17 protein-coding genes are annotated in these 15,756 nt (G+C 43.2%); 11 read left to right on the plus strand and 6 right to left on the minus strand.

The genetic code is table 11. From position 1 onward, the window contains the following. Positions 1-7 precede the first annotated feature (7 nt). Genes DYE48_RS06815 through DYE48_RS06825 form a run of 3 tightly spaced genes read left to right on the plus strand, consistent with a single transcriptional unit; the run spans position 8 to position 3,700 of the window. The gene (locus tag DYE48_RS06815; RefSeq protein WP_115822983.1) at positions 8-1,519 is read left to right on the plus strand and encodes a spore germination protein; all 1,512 of its coding nucleotides are present in this window, start codon (positions 8-10) and stop codon (positions 1,517-1,519) included. Then, positions 1,512-2,621, plus strand: a complete 1,110-nt coding sequence (locus DYE48_RS06820) for a GerAB/ArcD/ProY family transporter (RefSeq protein ID WP_115822984.1) — start codon at positions 1,512-1,514, stop codon at positions 2,619-2,621. Before DYE48_RS06815 ends, DYE48_RS06820 begins: the two co-directional genes overlap by 8 nt. Continuing rightward, positions 2,618-3,700, plus strand: a complete 1,083-nt coding sequence (locus tag DYE48_RS06825; RefSeq protein ID WP_115822985.1) for a Ger(x)C family spore germination protein — start codon at positions 2,618-2,620, stop codon at positions 3,698-3,700. Before DYE48_RS06820 ends, DYE48_RS06825 begins: the two co-directional genes overlap by 4 nt. A 123-nt stretch (positions 3,701-3,823) precedes the next feature. Here DYE48_RS06825 and DYE48_RS06830 read toward each other — a convergent pair whose 3' ends face one another. The 4 genes from DYE48_RS06830 to DYE48_RS06845 all read right to left on the minus strand — a co-directional run bounded on the left by DYE48_RS06830 (position 3,824) and on the right by DYE48_RS06845 (position 6,266). Further along, positions 3,824-4,327 carry a hypothetical protein gene (locus DYE48_RS06830; RefSeq protein WP_244199388.1) on the minus strand — a complete coding sequence of 168 codons (504 nt, stop codon included), beginning with the start codon at positions 4,325-4,327 and terminating at the stop codon, positions 3,824-3,826. Then, positions 4,324-4,797, minus strand: a complete 474-nt coding sequence (locus tag DYE48_RS06835; RefSeq protein WP_115822986.1) for a hypothetical protein — start codon at positions 4,795-4,797, stop codon at positions 4,324-4,326. Before DYE48_RS06835 ends, DYE48_RS06830 begins: the two co-directional genes overlap by 4 nt. Before the next feature lie 186 nt (positions 4,798-4,983). Continuing rightward, the gene (gene splB, locus DYE48_RS06840) at positions 4,984-6,012 is read right to left on the minus strand and encodes a spore photoproduct lyase (protein WP_115822987.1); all 1,029 of its coding nucleotides are present in this window, start codon (positions 6,010-6,012) and stop codon (positions 4,984-4,986) included. Then, positions 6,006-6,266, minus strand: a complete 261-nt coding sequence (locus tag DYE48_RS06845; protein ID WP_089650720.1) for a transcriptional regulator SplA domain-containing protein — start codon at positions 6,264-6,266, stop codon at positions 6,006-6,008. The genes splB and DYE48_RS06845 overlap by 7 nt, the downstream gene beginning before the upstream one ends. 168 nt (positions 6,267-6,434) lie before the next feature. Between DYE48_RS06845 and DYE48_RS06850 the strand changes: the two genes are divergently transcribed. After that, positions 6,435-6,959 (plus strand): GNAT family N-acetyltransferase, encoded by a 525-nt coding sequence (locus tag DYE48_RS06850; RefSeq protein ID WP_089650719.1) that lies wholly within the window; start codon positions 6,435-6,437, stop codon positions 6,957-6,959. Positions 6,960-7,017: 58 nt separating this feature from the next. Here DYE48_RS06850 and DYE48_RS06855 read toward each other — a convergent pair whose 3' ends face one another. Continuing rightward, entirely contained in the window at positions 7,018-8,202 is a 1,185-nt protein-coding gene (locus DYE48_RS06855; RefSeq protein ID WP_115822988.1) for an MFS transporter, read from the minus strand. A 1,066-nt stretch (positions 8,203-9,268) separates the two neighbouring features. Between DYE48_RS06855 and noc the strand changes: the two genes are divergently transcribed. The 4 genes from noc to DYE48_RS06875 all read left to right on the plus strand — a co-directional run bounded on the left by noc (position 9,269) and on the right by DYE48_RS06875 (position 12,668). Further along, positions 9,269-10,135, plus strand: coding sequence for a nucleoid occlusion protein (gene noc, locus DYE48_RS06860; RefSeq protein ID WP_115822989.1), 867 nt, complete (start codon positions 9,269-9,271; stop codon positions 10,133-10,135). A 116-nt stretch (positions 10,136-10,251) separates the two neighbouring features. Further along, on the plus strand, positions 10,252-11,025 hold the full coding sequence (locus DYE48_RS06865) for a ParA family protein (RefSeq protein WP_115822990.1): 774 nt from the start codon (positions 10,252-10,254) through the stop codon (positions 11,023-11,025). Next, complete coding sequence (locus tag DYE48_RS06870; RefSeq protein WP_115822991.1) at positions 11,006-11,857, plus strand: ParB/RepB/Spo0J family partition protein; 852 nt, start codon at positions 11,006-11,008, stop codon at positions 11,855-11,857. The genes DYE48_RS06865 and DYE48_RS06870 overlap by 20 nt, the downstream gene beginning before the upstream one ends. A 106-nt stretch (positions 11,858-11,963) precedes the next feature. After that, entirely contained in the window at positions 11,964-12,668 is a 705-nt protein-coding gene (locus tag DYE48_RS06875; protein WP_115822992.1) for a DUF554 domain-containing protein, read from the plus strand. 3 nt (positions 12,669-12,671) lie between these two features. Here DYE48_RS06875 and yyaC read toward each other — a convergent pair whose 3' ends face one another. Further along, positions 12,672-13,298 (minus strand): spore protease YyaC, encoded by a 627-nt coding sequence (gene yyaC, locus DYE48_RS06880; protein WP_115822993.1) that lies wholly within the window; start codon positions 13,296-13,298, stop codon positions 12,672-12,674. A gap of 89 nt (positions 13,299-13,387) precedes the next feature. Here yyaC and DYE48_RS06885 point away from each other — a divergent pair, with 89 nt between their 5' ends. The 3 genes from DYE48_RS06885 to DYE48_RS06895 are packed head-to-tail and all read left to right on the plus strand — an operon-like array spanning position 13,388 to position 15,580. Further along, the gene (locus tag DYE48_RS06885; RefSeq protein WP_115822994.1) at positions 13,388-14,407 is read left to right on the plus strand and encodes a YkvI family membrane protein; all 1,020 of its coding nucleotides are present in this window, start codon (positions 13,388-13,390) and stop codon (positions 14,405-14,407) included. Positions 14,408-14,459: 52 nt separating this feature from the next. Next, on the plus strand, positions 14,460-15,386 hold the full coding sequence (locus DYE48_RS06890; protein WP_089650711.1) for a mechanosensitive ion channel family protein: 927 nt from the start codon (positions 14,460-14,462) through the stop codon (positions 15,384-15,386). Continuing rightward, entirely contained in the window at positions 15,386-15,580 is a 195-nt protein-coding gene (locus tag DYE48_RS06895; RefSeq protein WP_089650710.1) for a DUF951 domain-containing protein, read from the plus strand. The genes DYE48_RS06890 and DYE48_RS06895 overlap by 1 nt, the downstream gene beginning before the upstream one ends. Positions 15,581-15,756 lie beyond the last annotated feature (176 nt).

Below are 15,756 nucleotides of genomic sequence, written 5' to 3' on the forward strand. Positions count from 1 at the left end.
GTTCGTCATGTGGAAATGGAAGCGGAAAGAAAAACAGCAGCCAGAAAAGCAACAGCAGACAAAGAAGCAGAACGGCTCTCTTTCTGAATTTATTCAAGCGATGCAGCAATCGGAGGATTTTGTCCATTACAAGTTAAGCGGCAGTACGAGGTGCACGATTTCTTATTTAAAAACGATGAGTGACTCGAAAATATTAAATCGCAGTGTTTTATCAATATTAAATAGCGAATCCTTACACACATTACATGACATGCGGGAAAGAATTCCTGTGGAAAACATCCGAGTGACTTCAAAACTGGAATTAATTGAAGAAAAAGTTATGTTCGGTTACATCATGATCCAGATTCATGAAAAGGATGAAGAAGTACTTCTGGTTCCTGCGGTCTCCTTAGAATCAAGAGATGTCGGGATACCAGAAGTGGAATTCAGTGTCGTAGGGCCGAAAGAAGCGTTTGTGGAGACGTTGAATACGAATATCAACCTTATTCGCAAACGGCTGCCTCTCCCACAGCTGACCGTCAAAGAGACAAATATCGGCAAAGTGACAAAAACTCGTGTCGCTGTCGTTTATATTGACGGGATAGTGAACAAGGATAATGTTGAAACGGTCGAACAGCGGTTGAAAGGGATAGAAATTGATCAACTGACGGATAGTTCCTTCGTCACACAAGTCATTGCTGATAACTCTAATTCCCCTTTTCCTCAGCTACTGGATACGGAAAGACCCGACCGTGTAGTTTCGAATCTGGTTGAAGGAAAAGTAGCCATTCTCGTTGAAGGGTCGCCCCATGCGTTGACATGTCCGACAACGGTCGTGGAATTTTTTGGAGCGTCTGATGACTATTTCCTCCCCTGGCACTTAGCGACCGCTTTTCGTTTGATTCGGCTGTTTGCCGTTATCTTTTCCGTTTTAAGTACACCGTTATATGTGGCTGTTCTTACCTATCATCACGAAATGATTCCGGGAGCATTGATGGCAACCATCGTTTCGTCCCGTTCGGATATCCCGTTTCCACCGATATTGGAAGTGATTGTCCTGGAATTGACGATCGAATTGTTACGTGAAGCTGGGGCGAGACTTCCGACGAAGATCGGCCAAACGATCGGTATCGTTGGAGGTATCGTCATAGGGACCGCTGCAGTAGACGCGGGACTTACGAGTAATGTGTTATTGATCATCGTAGCTCTTAGTGCCCTGGCTTCGTTTACGACACCTGTCTATCAAATCGGTAATACGATTCGTTTGATTCGCTTTCCTTTTATAATAGGGGCACAACTCTGGGGGCTTGTAGGGATATCGATGTGTATGGTCTTTTTCATTGGGCATCTCATTAAATTACAGTCCATCGGACGTCCTTTTTTCGAACCGCTTTATCCGCTTAGAATCAAAGATTTGAAGGATGCTTTTATTCGTCTGCCATTCAACAAGCAGACGGAACGACCTATTCTTACGAGGTCAGAAGATACACAACGGATGAATCCATCACGTGTGAAAGCAAAGAGGGATATCGATGAATAAGATGAACAACAGCCAGGGGTTGAATATTCCTGAGAATTACTTAGTTACACCCGCGTATGTCTTCTTTTTAATCCACAGCATGCAGGTAGGGGTCGGGATCCTCGGTTTTGAAAAATATCTGGTGGAAAAAGCCGGATTTGATGCGTGGATTTCAATATTGATTGCGGGCGGTATTTTGCATGTGATCCTATGGATGATTTATCGTCTCCTTCAAAATGGGGGAGGCGATATTGTGGAAATTCATAAAAGTATCTTTGGCAAATATCTAGGGGGGTTCTTAAGCCTCCTCTTTTGTGCTTATTTTACTCTGCTTGCCTTTACCGTTTTGATTACGTTTATAGAGGTCATTAAAGTATGGGTGTTTCCGGGTATGCATGTATGGGTATTTGCCTTTGTCCTCCTGTTTCTCGTGTACTATCTGGTGAGTGGAGGATTCCGTGTCATTACGGGGATATGTCTGATCAGCGTCATTATCGGACTGCCCATTTTGCTGCTGAAATACTTTCCCGTGGAGGCTGGTCACACAATGAACATCTATCCAGTGATCAGTCATAGTGTTCCAGACATATTAGGCGCCACCAAGCAAAGTATTCTCAGCTTCTTAGGGTTAGAATTCCTGTTGATATACTATCCATTCATCAAAAATCCTCAAAAATCCAAGAAATGGGCCCATTACGGTGTGTTCTACACGACGATGATTTATTTAATCAGTGTCCTGGTGACGTTCGTTTATTATAGTGAAGAGCAATTAAAACAGGTCGTATGGGGGACAATATCTGCATGGAAAATTGTCGAATTTCCTTTTATTGAACGTTTTGAGTTTGTAGGGATCGCCATGTGGTTGTATGTCGTTCTTCCGAATATATGTTTAGGGTTATGGGGGGCGACAAGGATTCCGAAACGAGTGTTTAATGTAAAACAAAAATATATGGTTATCATTTTCTGTATCGCTATCTACTTCCCAACGGTTTTGATAGACGGCAGGCCGATGATTGATGCTGTAAATAACTTGTCAGGACAACTTGGTATGTATGTTTTGATGTATATCCCCGTTTTATTAGTGTTGAAGACGATCTCAGATAAAGTGAGGAAGCGGACATGAAAAAACATTGGAGTCTTCTTATAATGGTGTCTGTTGTCTTTTTGGCCGGATGTATGGCGGATAAAAGTGTTGAAGAGAACGCGATTGTTCAAATTGTCGGATATGATGTAGGAGAGGAAGAACACATTCGGGGAACGGTATCTATTCCTCAATATGGGAAAAGCGAAGATAAACAGGCAGCATCGGAACTTTATTTGACGGTCGATGCCGACTCGACCAAAGATGTCGAAGTGGAAATTCAAAAACAATCGTCAAAGCCAATTTCCATTGGAAAGCTTGCCGTAACCATATACAGCAAAGAACTTGCTGAAAAGGGTTTGGATGATATTGTTGATGTCCTTAGCCGAGATCCCCGGCTTAGTAGAAACATGTTTTTAGGCGTAGTGGACGGTTCTGCCAAAGATTTAATAGAGAGTGGATACACACAGGATGAAACGACCTCAAAACATTTGCAAGGGCTCATTGAAAATAACACGCTTTATAACTTCCCATCCACAAGCTTACACGATTTTTTATATGCGTATTATGCACAGGGAATGGATCCGTTCCTGCCTATGCTGAAGAAACGAGAATCCTTTGTCGAACTATCTGGTCTCGCTTTTTTTAATAAAGGTCTGCTTGTAGCTGAAGTGCCGGATTCAAAAATATTTACATTTAAAATGTTAAAAGAAAATTTTATTAAAGGAATGCAGGATCTCCCGTTTGAAGGGGGCACCCTCATGTTGGAAAACATCGGGTCAAACGTCGATTATAGTCTATCAGGAACACTTGATGATCCTAAGTTCACAATCAAAGTGAAATTAAAAGCTGAAGTCAATGAAATGGCAGGCGTTGATCGCAAAGCAACTCCTAAATTAGCGAGAGAAATGGAAGAGAAATTCGTTGAATACTTCAACAAAGAAGCAGACGAACTCATTTCATTATTCAAAGAGAAAAATGTCGACCCGCTCGGTCTTGGTAACTTTACAAAAACGCGTAAAGGCAATTTTGATCTTACTCAATGGCAGGACAATTACTCTGAACTAGACGTCGATGTTCAGTTTGATGTGAAAATTACCGAATACGGCATCTTCTCCTAGCATGTTAAGAACTTCATCAGGAAAAAGCGGAAGGTCACCCATTTTAAGGGTGACCTTTTGCGCGCCAAAGGAATAGATAAACCCGAGGGAGAGGGTCTGCATTCCATGGAGGTTATTTTTGTTTTAGATATTCTTCAGTACCCGGAAGCGTGATCGAATGAGTTCAAAATAGAGAGCCGTAAACGTCTGCGTAATTAAGAAGACAGCAAAAGAATAAGAAATTTCATAGCCGTTTTGAAATTCAACAATCCCTAGTTTTGTAAACACCCACTGCATAATGACTCCAACGATGACCCATAAAAGGATATAGAAATTGAATGTTTTTTTATTGACGTTGAATGTGTCATAAAAGTATATGAAAAAGTAACTGAAGGGAGCGAAAATCAAGTAATAGCAAAAATCGAATAACTCATAATGGTCCGTATCATTAAGTTTAAAAAAGTCAAAAAGCCCCCCACCAATGGTGAAATCGAAGAAAACGCCAATGGTAAATCCGAGCAGCATGAATAGCCAAGTGATCTCCCGTTTGAATTTAAAAGGGAGGATGAAGAAGATGGTGTAGGCGATAGCGATGAGAATCATAATAGATATTTCATTTTTATCGAAGGTTTCCCATAGGAAGTTCACGGTTGTTTCACCTCAATGCGTGTGGATTTCCTAATCAGTTTAGACACCCCTATGCTGAAAAGGTGGAGGGACACATAGTAAATGGCATCAAAACCCAGATTCCAATCTTTGTAATCGGAAACATCAAGCACTCTGGATAAAATGGTTAGCAAAACTAAGCAAAGGACAGAAGCAATTAAAATGAGTGCTTTTTTTACGGGAGAGGATGAAGAGTTGTATAAATTCACTTGAACCATTAAAAGAGTAGGGATGATGATACTTCGAAAAATTAAAAAGCCAGCATAATTCGAAGGATCCTCTGTAATTTTCACATACTTTAACTCTTCATTAATGATCCATGTCCAGTTGATGCTGATCACACTTGTGGTTAAGAATATGAATGTATTCTCTATGAGGGTTAAGCGCTTAGGGATTACGGTGAAGACGCTGATGATCAACCAGGCGCATACGAAAAATATGGTAAAAGCCATACGAATCCTCCTTATTATCTCCCTCTATTGTTTGTGGTCTGCACTGAAATTATTCCATTAGAAAATCACACTTTATCACAAGGTTTATTCAACTATACCGCAGGATTCCTATCGAGATTGAGTTTTCCACCATCGGGAGCTATTCTGGGAATTGGAAAACTCAGAGCGGGGCTCTGAGTTTTTGTTTCACGTGAAATATTCGAGGCTGGCTTCAGGAAAGTATTGATTAATATAACCACCTAGTACGTTCTTCATTTCTTCTTGTTCGTCTTTTTGATAGACATACTTTCCTATTCCATATTTGCCCCACTTATATTTACGCTTTTCTTCATCCATTTCCAGCTTTGTCATTGGATAATTCTTTTGAATAACGCGCTTGGCTGGTTTTGTAAAACGATGTTGGATCAATTCAAAGGTTAAATCCTTCATTGCATAGTCCGGCAATTTGTCCTGAAGTTTTTCAAAAAGGATACGGTACCCTTCCTTCCAATCTTCATACAAATAGATCGGTGCAATGATGAATCCAAGTGGGTAGCCAGCTTTTGCGACTTTTGCGGCGGCCTCGATACGGTCGTCTAAACGGGACGTGCCGGGTTCTAAGTATTTGATGACATAATCCGCATTCATGCTGAAGCGAAATCTTGTCCTTCCGTTGTGTTTCGCATCGAGCAGATGGTCGACATGTGCAAATTTCGTAACAAAGCGAAGTCTGCCGTGTTCAGATTCTCCGAAGTATTCAATGGCTCGTTTTAACGAGTGGGTCAAGTGGTCGATGCCGACGATATCAGACGTACAGGACGCTTCAAAACGGGTCTCTTCCGGAGCGCGTTCCTTCATATATTGTTCAGCCGCATCAAACACTTCTTCGACATTGACATACGTTCGGATGTAAGGCTTGCTTCCCATCGTCGTCTGCAAATAACAATAGTGGCAATGCCCCATACACCCTGTCGCAAGGGGGATGGCATATTCTGCAGAGGGCTTCGATGTATCGAATTTGAGTGTTTTTCTTACGCCGACGACAAGAGTAGATTTGGCGATCCGGTATTTTTGAAAATCATTTTCTCCTGGGAGATTACGGACTTGGTTGTGAGAGGTGGTTTCCCTGATCTCAATTCCCATCTTTTCGAATTTTTCCTTTAGTTCACGTCCTAACGGATATTCGAGTGCTCTTGGTTCAATATAGACAAGTTCTGGGACGAATGGTTTTACCACAGCTCCCCCTCCGATTCTGCTCCCCCGCCAAAGGCATCATGATAAGCACGTTCCGCTTCCCCTTCAGATGCATAAATCGCGATGTTTTCATCCAGCGGAAAATAGGTTTCATATAAAAATAAGGCCAATTCCCCTGGTTGTTCAGGATTGTTTACGACAGCAGCTTCTTGCACATTGGCAACGTCATACGTGTGTGGATTCCTGTAAATCACGTAAACGATGTCTCCCGCTTTGTAGTTTTGTTGTAGATCCATCCAATCACCTGCTTCTCATATTTTGGAATTCCACCTGTGAGTCCTAACTTTTATCTATCGTGCTCATTTTTCCACAAATATCGACTTTTATTACGACTTTGTTTGTAAAAAAGGATTAGCCAGGATGGATCTAGAAGTAAAGTTAATATCACAGGAGGAGGGTGGAGCATGGAGCTGCATACAGAGAGACTTTGTTTGAGGCCGTACACGAATGATTTAGCGGAACGGGTGGCCGAATTAGCAGGAGATGAAGCCGTGGCGGCGACAACTTTCGTTCCCCATCCTTACACGCTTGAAGTGGCTGAGGATTGGATCGCCCTTCATAAGGATTGGATAGAAAAAGGGGCCGCATATCCATTGGCAATGATATTAAAAGAGTCCAATGAGCTTGTCGGCACAATGACTTTAAGGGTCGATGAAAAACACCACAAAGGGGAACTCGCTTACTGGGTTGGGAAACCCTATTGGAATCTGGGGTATGCGACAGAAGCAGCGATCCGGGTCGTGGACTTCGGATTTGAAGAATTAGAGTTGAACCGGATCTGGTCGGCAGCAATCACTTCCAATCCAGGATCGACAAAAGTCATGCAAAAAGCCGGTCTGAGCTATGAGGGAACGTTAAAGCAGGACATCTATCATTGGGGAGAATATAAAGATATTGACGTGTATGGAAGAATTAAAAATGTTGGATAGGTTTCATGTGAAACAAAGCCCGCCCGATTGTATCGGACGGGCTTCTTCATGTGAAAAGTTATGACGTAGCTTTACGAATAGGAATCAATGTTCCTATCAATGCGATCCCTGCACAAACAAGGAACATAGGCATGAAACCGAAGGGTGCAACTCCGCTGACGGTTGTAAAAATCACCAAGTCAAAAACAGAATCCAGGATGGAAAGCAAAGAAATGGTCGTTGCTCTCACATTCGAAGGGATAATGTCGTTGGCCAGCTGTGAATAAACGGGATAGCGAATGGCACTCACAAGTTTCAAAAGGACGATAGCTAAAAGAACAGTCCAGAGCTGAGTGTGTAGTAAAGCAGCTGCTGTAAGGGATAGGACGGCAAGGATCCCTGTGATGAACAGGAGCTGTACTCGTGTCACCCGTTTTGTCATCCAACCAATCGATCGTGCCGCAACAAAACCAATGAGAGCGGTCACCGCGTAGACGATCCCAATTCCGTAAACAGGGAGCCCAGCATCTACCAGCAGTTTTTGATCAAATTTCTCAAATATGGCAACAGCTGGAATAAAAACAAGGGAGATGTTTATGAACATCCAAAGTACTTGTGGCGTTTTACGGATGGCCTGATATCCTTCTATCACTTGTTTCACCATTGGCGTCCGCACCCCACCTTGGTTCGGAGGGTTCTTAATAAACAAGAGAAAGATGAATTGAATCAACATGAAGAAAACACCGAGCATAAGTAGAAGTCGGAATTGGTTTTCATTCAAATCTTTAGCTAAGAAAGCCCCGATGATTACAACGAATATGGAGACGATAAAACGTGCCGATCCAATCTGCCCCATCGCCCTGTCCATGAGATTCTCTTCATTACTTTCTTTTAAGGATTCATAGATAAGCGCTTCATCTGCCCCACTGAAAAACGTAGCAGCGAAGCCCGTAAGAAAGCTGCTTGCGAAAAACACCCATGGATCGAAGGCGAAAATTAATAAACCGTGGGCAAGGATGCTGAGAACGGAACCGATAAGAAAAGCCCGTTTGGCACCAAACCGGTCGGCGATGACCCCTGTAGGAAGTTCTCCAAGGAGAACTCCTATACTGAAAAAGGTCATGACGAAAAGGATCATCGTCTCATCAAGGCCTCTCGCAAAATAAAATAGTGTAAGGACGGGCTGTATGAAGCGGAAATTCCCAAAGATTTCTGCCCAAAATAAAAGTTGAATGTTATAGGATGCCAACGTATTCTTTTTCAATATGTTTCCTCCTGCAATGTAAAATCCGATGCAAGCAGGAGGTCAAGCGTAGATGAAAATTAAAAAGCTCTCCCCCCTGCTGATTGAGTGAAACGTTCTGTGGAATTTTTCTGCATATCAATATCCTCCTAAAAATTAGTCCAATTCTATATATTATTCATCCCCGCCCTATATTCCTCCCTAACTTCCCACACTAAAGCTCCTCATTGTGTAAGACTCAGTTTTCGAGATGTTGATTGGGGCTACGGGGAATAGCACGCTTTCCGTGGGAACGCAAGGAGCACATACCGCGCATCCTTAAAGGAAGCCTGGCCTAGTTGAAATAATGAATGACATTTCCTGGCCATGGATACGGGGTCAGGGAAACGACGATTTGCAGGGTTTTGGATCAGTTCGTAGAAAAACACACATGTTCCTGTCTCCTTCCGCTTTTCATGCGGACGTTTCCCAGACCCTGTTCCCTCGCCTTATTCGTGCAGGATCTTTGATTAAAACGGCTCTAAAACTCCGTGGGTAAGCGGGTCTTCACTTCAAAACTCGGCAGGTTACTGTTAGAGGGTTCTCGAGAACCTCCTATGGCAAAGGGGCGGAGGGGAACGGTGAGACTCCTGTGGGAAGTGCGTGGTAGATGAGACCCCGCAGAGCGTTAGCTCGAGGAGGCTCATCACTCGCCCACGGAAAGCGAACCTTTTCCCGGAGCCCCTAAACTCACTCAAAAGTCTCGAAATTAAGTCTTAAACAATCCTGCCATATTGTTTAAGAAGTATTAGGATTTAGAAAATCTATCGACTATATTTGTCAGGAAAAGTCATGAAATAGAGACGGTTAAATGGCGGAAAACCACGTTTCTTATTAGGAAAATGTGCGTTTTCGACAAAGCCGACGAGCAATTCTTCAATCTTGAACATACTTTTCATAGATTAAATGTGATAAAATAAATAGAGAAATGAAAAACGGCATACGTACGCGCAGCAGCTGAGTAGCCTGCGGCGCTTTTTATGTTTCAAAATATAGGGTATATACAATAAACAGCGTATGCTCGATCGTATAAAGGTGGTGTCTGATCGTGTTACATCCTTTTGGTCGTTTGTTCGGGCTAGGGGACAAACCGGATTCGGATAATGACAACAATGAAGAAGAAGGCTACAACCCCGACGAGGTTGTACAAGTTCCAGTCGAACGCGTGCAGCCCAACCGTTACCAACCTCGAGCGATTTTCAACAACGAGAAGATTAGCGAACTCGCCCAGACGATACATACGCATGGGATGATTCAGCCGATCGTTCTCCGTCGGTTAAATGAAGAAGAATATGAGTTAATCGCCGGTGAACGTAGGTGGCGTGCCGTCCAGTCTCTGGGCTGGGAAACGGTCCCTGCGATTATCCGCGAGATGAATGATTCACAAACGGCCTCTGTCGCTCTTATTGAAAACTTACAGCGGGAAGAATTGACCGTTATTGAAGAAGCTGTCGCGTATGCGAAGCTTTTGGAACTGCATCAGATTACGCAGGAAGCCCTGGCGCAACGGCTGGGAAAAAGTCAATCGACCATTGCGAATAAATTGCGTCTTTTGAAATTACCAGAGTCTGTCCAGCAGGCCGTGATGGATAAGAAGATTACGGAACGGCATGCACGCGCTCTGATTGCTTTGAAAGAAGAGGAACAACAGGAAAAGATATTGGCAGAAATCATTGAAAAGCAGTTGAATGTGAAGCAGACCGAAGAGCGGATTGCTAAATTGAATGACCCTGCACCAAAGAAAAAGAAGCCGAAGATGAAAGGCGTCAATAAGGATATGCGTATTGCGATGAATACGATTCGCCAATCTTTGACAATGGTGACCGATACAGGAATCGACTTAGAAACGGACGAAGAAGATCACGACGATTATTACCAGATTACAATTAAGATTCCAAAAGGGAAGAAAAAATAATAGCCTGAACGACCCATCTTGACTTATGTGGAGATGGGGCTTTTTTTAAGTCATTTTACCTAATGCTTTCAATAAAATGGTAGAATGATAAAAAAGATAGTGAGGCAGGTGACATCATGGGAAAAGTGATTTCAATCGCCAATCAGAAAGGCGGGGTCGGCAAAACAACAACGGCTGTCAATTTAAGTGCATGTCTTGCGCATTTGAATTATAAAGCCCTTTTAGTGGATATTGACCCCCAAGGGAATGCGACCAGTGGAATTGGTGTGGAAAAAGGAGATATGGATCGGTGCGTCTATGACGTTCTCGTGGATGATGTGAAAGCGGCTGATGTCAAGACGAGTACGATTGTAAGTAACCTTGACACCATTCCTGCAACGATTCAATTGGCTGGAGCGGAAATAGAATTGGTCCCGATTATTTCCCGGGAAGTAAAGTTAAAAAAGGCATTGGATGAAATCAAAAGTGATTATGATTATATTATTATCGACTGCCCCCCTTCTCTCGGACTTTTAACCTTGAATGCTTTAACCGCCTCTGATTCCGTTTTAATTCCTGTACAATGTGAATATTACGCCCTGGAAGGCTTGAGCCAACTTTTAAATACAGTACGTCTCGTACAGAAGCATATGAACAATGATTTGATGATTGAAGGTGTACTAATGACGATGCTTGATGCGCGCACAAATCTCGGCATCCAAGTTATACAGGAAGTGAAGAAATACTTTCGTGATCGTGTTTATCGATCGATCATCCCTCGGAATGTGCGTTTAAGCGAAGCGCCCAGTCACGGCAGACCAGCGATTCTTTATGATGCCAAATCACGAGGCGCGGAAGTATATTTAGATTTAGCAAAGGAAGTGATTGTGAATGGCGAAAGGGTTAGGTAGCAAAGGCCAAGAGGCTTTAGGCGCTTTTTTCAACAACCAGACATCATCGACAGAAGAGATTCAACACGTAGCGATTAAAGACTGTCGTCCAAACCCTTATCAACCCCGCAAACAGTTTGAACAAGAAGCATTGGAAGAGTTGAAACAGTCCATTACAGAACACGGTATCTTGCAACCTTTAATTGTCAGGAAGAGCATCAAAGGTTATGAAATTGTTGTCGGGGAGCGTCGTTTTCGTGCAGCTCAAAAAGCCGGTCTTACTCATGTGCCTGCTATTTCTAGGGAAATGACGGATGAACAAATGATGGAGGTTGCTTTGCTGGAGAATTTACAGAGAGAAGACCTCTCCCCTATCGAAGAAGCAAAGTCTTACGAACAACTGATTGAAGATCTTGGTGTCACCCAGGATGAGCTATCCAAACGCTTAGGGAAAAGCCGTTCTCATATCGCCAACCTTATCCGCCTCTTAGCTTTGCCTAAAGCGGTGACAGATAAAATCAATGAAGGCGCCCTTTCCATGGGGCATGGACGTGCTTTATTAGGTGTGAAGGAACAAGATTTACAACTGGAATTGATGAAGAAAATTGAAGCAGAAGCCCTCAATGTTCGTCAGGTGGAAAGGTTGATTCATGACATGACGAACCGGCCTTCGAAAAAGAAAGACAAGAAACCTCGGGATATTTTTTTGCAGGAACGTGAGGAGAATTTGAAAGAACGCCTGGGGACAGGAGTGAAAATCCATAAAGGAAAACGGAAAGGGAAAATTGAAATCGAGTTCACGAACAATGAAGATTTAGAACGGATTATCGATTTGTTTGCAGATAAAGAGTGAAAGCTGGAGATGTGAGAGATCTCTGGTTCTTTCTTTTTTATGAAACAATTCATCTTTGTTCCCCTTGGAGAATTCAAGAAAAAGAAAAGGTAATGGAGAGAGTGCGATGGTTTTATTTGGAGCATTAGTTAACGGTTTGTGTATATTCGTCGGTACATTGTTAGGTCTTTTTTTTACTAAAATTCCGGAGCGGTTCAAAGAAACGGTCATGAGCGGTGTGGGGCTTGTCGTTCTTTTAATCGGTCTCCAAATGGCGCTGGAAACGGAAAACATCGTCATTGTTCTGCTCAGTTTGCTTTCTGGTGCGGTCATCGGTGAAGCGATCCATCTGGAAGACAAGCTTGAATACATCGGTCGCTGGATTGAAAGGAAATTTACAAAGCCCAACCAAACTTCAAGCGTTGCTCAAGGTTTTATTACCGCTTCGCTCATTTTCGTCATCGGTGCTCTTGCCGTCATCGGTGCGCTTGACAGCGGACTGCGTAATGATCATGAAGTGCTGATTACAAAAGCCATTATTGATGGTTTCGTTTCTTTGGTATTGACCTCCACGCTTGGCATCGGCGTGATTTTTTCCATTATTCCTGTCGTTTTTTATGAAGGATCCATCGCCCTTTTAGCGACACAAATCAATAACTGGATCCCCCAACATATGCTTGACCTATTTATAATTGAAATGACGGCAACAGGCGGATTGATGATCGTAGCGATCGGCCTGAATTTGTTGAAATTGACCAAAATACGTGTCGCGAATTTACTACCAGCCTTATTAACGGTCGGCATTATTTTAACGATCTCCGAGTGGTTTTAAGCGTCACTGAATGCTCTTTTTAAAGTTTGTAGAAGAGGTTGTAAAGGTGTGGAAAGGCTTCGTTTCCATATGAACCTGCTTTCTTTTCGCTTCTGTCAATTGGATGGCTGCCGCTACTTTTGCTGCCATCTGCATCACGACATGCAGTCTTGTATTCTGTAAGACCACATGCTCCATAAACCCACTGACATTGACCATTCCGCTAATGTGTAGTTGACCTACAGGCGGAAGGTCTTTTTTTAATGCCGAGCCCGGGTTTAACGAACCTTTTCCAAGCACGACAGAACCGACTGATGACGATTTTCCAAGGCATGCATCAATCGCAAGAATATAAGGACTCGGATGGTTTTTCCTGATTTCAGCTAATCGCTCCTTCAGATTCAACGCATGCAAAGGGGCCTCAAGTGTTCCATATATATGGAACGTTTTTAATGCATGGTCATGGAGCATCGAACCGACCAAAGGCCCGAAGGAATCTCCTGTGGATCTGTCGGTGCCAATACAGGCGATTACGATATCTTTGGAAGGTGGAAGCCATTCTTGCAAGTAAGTGCTCAACAAATCGCTCATGGCTGGATCGTCGGTGTTTACGCGTTTCTCTTCTTTTGAAAACTTGTCCTTGAAATTCATAGCTTCTCCTCCAGACACATAGTAGTAACAGTATATAAGGTTGTCCGCGGTTCTATACGTGACAAATACATAGATGTGGAGGAACGGTCATGTTAAAAGCAGGGTTCAAGTGGATGTTCTTAATCATAGGGACAATGATTGGTGCCGGATATGCTTCTGGAAGAGAACTTTGGCAGTTTTTTGGACATGATAGCAGCTTGGCGATTCTCTTGTTCTCTCTCATGTTTATCATTTCTTGTAAAGCCATACTGGATATCAGTTTCAAAAAACAGACCGGGCACTATTTACCTGTTCTACGGGCAGTTGTCGGTAAACACCTGACCGGCGTCTATGACTGGATGATTATCATTTATCTTTTTACAACGACCGTTATCATGCTGGCAGGAAGCGGCGCAACGTGGCAGGCATTCAATTTTTCCTATCGAATTGGTGTCCTGGCGATTGTCATTCCTCTGATTCTTTTGTTTGTTTGGGATGTGAAAGGGATCGTCATCGTGAACAGCTTTGTTCTTCCGCTGCTCATATCGGGGCTTCTGTTCGTTTTGATTTTATTTATCAGGGATCAGCAGCTGTCTCTTTTTGGACATGTTCATGAGATGAGCAACTGGATGTCCGCTTTTCCATTCACGGCGTTGAATATCCTTCCCCTGATCGCTGTCCTCGGGGCCATCGGTAACCAGGTTCGAAACAAAGGGGAAATCTGGATTGCAAGTATTGGTAGCGGGGTTATTCTTGGGGCGGTTTCTTACCTTTATAACAACAGCCTGATCCAAATCTCGGAAGATATCATTTTATATGAAATCCCCCTTTTCGCGATTTTAAAACATTATCCGTATGAAATGATGATCTTCATGTCGGTCATGCTGTGGATCGCGATCTTTACAACGGCTGCCTCGGGGACGCTTGGGCTTGTGACGAGATTCAGGGAATATGTGAGACAACCCCTCTGGATTCTTGCAATGGCTGTCATCGCTGTGATGCTTCCTTTTACATCATTCGGATTCTCAACACTCATTGAATATTTGTATCCGTTATACGGCATCCTGAACCTGTATGTTTTAGTTTCTCTTCTTTTATACCCGATTCTTTCCCGATTCAAAATTCGCTAGAAACCTGTTAAAATAGATGTCATATTCATAGACGGAAACAGGAGGGAAAGCGGTGACCGATGCTAAACAGGCGGTAGATGATGCAAAAACAAGATGGGACGAGATCGTCGACTATGTGACGGGTCCGGATCTATGGATTACCGTTGGATTTGGTGCGCTGAGGATTGTTCTCATTTTGTTGGTCTCCTTTTTGATCATTCGAATTGGAAGGAGAATCATCACCCAGTTTTTTGCTAACAAAAGGCGCGGACCTTTTCGGATTACCGAAAGAAGAGAAGCCACGCTGAATAAATTGGTTTTGAACACAATGTCTTATGTTGTGTACTTTATGGCCTTCATCATGATTCTTGAAACGTTCAATTTTGAAGTCGGCGCTTTACTTGCCGGGGCTGGTGTGGCAGGTCTTGCCATCGGTTTCGGGGCGCAGAACCTTGTCCGTGATATCATTTCTGGTTTCTTCATCATCTTTGAAGATCAGTTCTCTGTCGGGGATTATATTCAGACTTCTGGTGTTGAGGGTTTTGTTGAGGAAGTCGGCCTCCGAACGACGAAAGTGAAGGCATGGACAGGCGAGGTTCATATCCTTCCTAACGGGAATGTCACCCAGGTGACGAACTTTTCCATCCATAACAGTATTGCAGTTGTTGATGTAAGTATTGCTTATGAGGAAGACATCGAAGCCGCTGAAAAAGTCATTCAGGAATTATTGAAAGAAATGCCGGAACGCTATGAATCGATGCTGAATGTCCCTGAACTGCTTGGCGTGCAGACACTCGGAGCGTCGGATGTCGTCATGCGTATCATTTGTGAAGTGAATCCGATGGAGCACTGGGCAATGGCCCGGGTGATCCGCAAAGAAGTGAAGAACAGACTGGATGCGGAAGGAATCGAGATTCCATTCCCTCGTATGGTGATGTATTCACGTGACGAAGAGCCGAACGAACCCGTCGATTACGGAGAAAAAGGAGGAGTTTCCTGATGGCTGATAAATCCTATGAGTTGAATGATATTGTTCAGATGAAAAAACCTCACCCCTGCGGAGAAAATCGTTGGAAAATCATCCGTATGGGTGCGGACATCCGAATTAAATGTGAGGGTTGCGGCCACAGCGTGCTCGTTCCTCGCAAAAAATTCGAAACAAAGATGAAAAAGGTTCTTGAAACAAGCGAATGATCCTCTCCCCTTCTGTATTCAGAGGGGGCTTTTTTATGCGAATTCATGTGAAACTATGAACAGAAAGTCTGGTACATGTTTCTGATTTGTCGGTGCCAGGCACCTGATTTTCGTCTTTGGTGCCTGTCACCAAAATGATAGTAGAACAGGAAACCTGGTATTCGTTTGTACAAAAA

Source organism: Halobacillus trueperi, assembly GCF_003386945.1.
GTDB classification, from domain to species: Bacteria; Bacillota; Bacilli; order Bacillales; family Halobacillaceae; genus Halobacillus; species Halobacillus aidingensis.